The sequence below is a fragment of the Sandarakinorhabdus sp. genome, assembly GCF_031422795.1.
GTDB lineage: Bacteria > Pseudomonadota > Alphaproteobacteria > Sphingomonadales > Sphingomonadaceae > Sandarakinorhabdus.
In genome coordinates this window covers 1-2,074 of sequence record NZ_JANPML010000113.1, presented here as the reverse complement: position 1 = coordinate 2,074, position 2,074 = coordinate 1, and the positions used below count along the sequence as shown (strand labels likewise).

The window sequence follows — 2,074 nt, the reverse complement described above, 5'->3', positions numbered from 1 at the left end:
GTGATGCAGAAGAACGGCATCAAGGGCCGCATCATGATCTGGCCGGGCGTTGCCGAAGAACTGCTCGCCACCAAGGCCTATTATGTGCGCGCCGGCATGTTCAAGGATGTGGACGCCAATCTGTTCGCGCACGTGGGCGACACGTTGGAAACCACTTGGGGTCCGCTGGCCTACACCGCCTCATTGAGCGTGGAATACACGTTCAAGGGCCTGACCGCGCACGCCGCCGGCAACCCGTGGGACGGCAAGAGTGCATTGGATGCCGTGGAATTGATGAACGACGGCTGGAACATGAAGCGCGAGCATCTGCCGACCACCCAGCGCAGCCATTATGTCATCACCGGCGGTGGCAACCAGCCCAACATCGTGCCCGACAAGGCGAGCGTGTGGTATTATTTCCGTGACACGCAATTGCCGGCGGTGAAGGCGATGTATGACGCCGGCAACCGCATCGCCGATGGCGCGGCGCTGATGACCGAAACCAGCGTGACGCGCCGCGTCCTGGGCCATGCCGCCACCAATTATGGCAACCGCCCGATTGCCGAGGCCGCGTATGAGAACATGAAGGCCGTTGGCCTGCCGCAATGGAGCCAGGCTGATCAGAATTTCGCCCGCGCCGTGCTGCAAGGCTTTGCCCGCAAGGACCAGCCGCTGGACGCGAGCGGCCCGAAGCTGTGGTCGCCGGAAAACCCCTATCCTGAACGCAACGGCGGTTCGGATGATATCGGCGACATCATGTGGACGGTGCCGACGATTACCATCTCCTATCCATCCAACATTCCCGGCATTTCCTATCACAACATCATGGCGGCCACCGCGATGGCCACGCCGATTGCCCACAAAGGTGCCGTGGCCGGCGCCAAGGTGGCGGCGATGACCGTGCTGGACATGATGACAACGCCGGAATTGGTGGCTGGGGCGAAGCGCTGGCAGCAGGACGTGCAGTTCAAGACCGAAAAATACGCGCCGCTGCTCGGCCCGGAGGATCAGCCGGCCATTCACCTCAACGCCGATCTGATGGCCAGGATGCGCCCGCAGATGGAAAAATATTACTTCGATTCAAAGAAATACAAGTCGTATCTGGAACAGCTCGGCATCGATTATGAAAAGGCCGGCGCGCCTGCTGCGAAAAACTAGCTTTCGCTGACGACGGAACAGAGTCACCATTGCAGCCATGGATATCGCCTTCACGCCGAAACACCCAACGCCCGGCCAGCGCGCGCTGGCGGCGGGCATTCCGGCGGCGGCGGGCAAGCCGGCCAGTGGCGTGATGCGGCAGATACCGGCGAGTGCCTACACCTGCCCGGATCATTTTGCTGCTGAATGGGCCAAGGTGTTCAAGCGGCTGCCGGTGGTGATCGCGCCATCGGCGTTGCTGCCGCAGCCCAACATGGCGGTGCCGCATGATGGTTTTGGCCTGCCGCTGCTGATCTCGCGTGATGGCAAGGGTGTTGTCCGCGTCTTCATGAACGTCTGTCGGCATCGCGGCACGCGGCTGGTGGAGGGCTGCGCGCTGGTCAAATCACCCGCGCTCGTCTGCCCCTATCATGCGTGGAGCTATGGCACGGATGGCAAGCTTAAAGGCCTGCCGAGGCCGGAAACATTCGAAGGTCTGGACAAGAGCACGCGCGGCCTGATCGAAATGCCCAGCCTGGAAGCCGGCGGACTGATCTGGGTGGGGCTGGATCGCGACGCACCGCCGGATTTCAGTCTGGCCGCCGGGCCGCTCGCCGCCGATTTCAACGCCATCGGCTTTGGCGATCAGCATCTTTATGCCCGGCGCACGCACAAGGTGGCGGCCAACTGGAAGCTGATCATCGATGCCTTTCAGGAAAGCTATCATGTGCAGCGTCTGCACGCGACCACCATCGCGCCGTTCTTTCAGGATGGGGTGACCACCGGCGATCGCATCGGGCCGCATTCGCGCTCTGCTGTGGCGCGGCTGGCGGCGCTGGAAGGCATGGACCTTGACGACATGCGCGACCTGCGGCGCACGATGACCTTCACCTATAATCTCACCCCCGGCACGGTGATCGTGGCCAGCCCGGACTATATCAACATCATGGTGGTGATG

General features: G+C 62.2%; 2 protein-coding genes. Both read left to right on the top strand.

Translation table 11 applies throughout. The features are described from left to right. Positions 1–1,137 (top strand): peptidase dimerization domain-containing protein (locus tag RMO81_RS04295; RefSeq protein ID WP_310474513.1); only part of this gene is annotated, 1,137 nt, incomplete at its 5' end. 37 nt (positions 1,138–1,174) lie between these two features. Beyond that, positions 1,175–2,074 (top strand): aromatic ring-hydroxylating dioxygenase subunit alpha (locus RMO81_RS04290; RefSeq protein ID WP_310474512.1); only part of this gene is annotated, 900 nt, incomplete at its 3' end.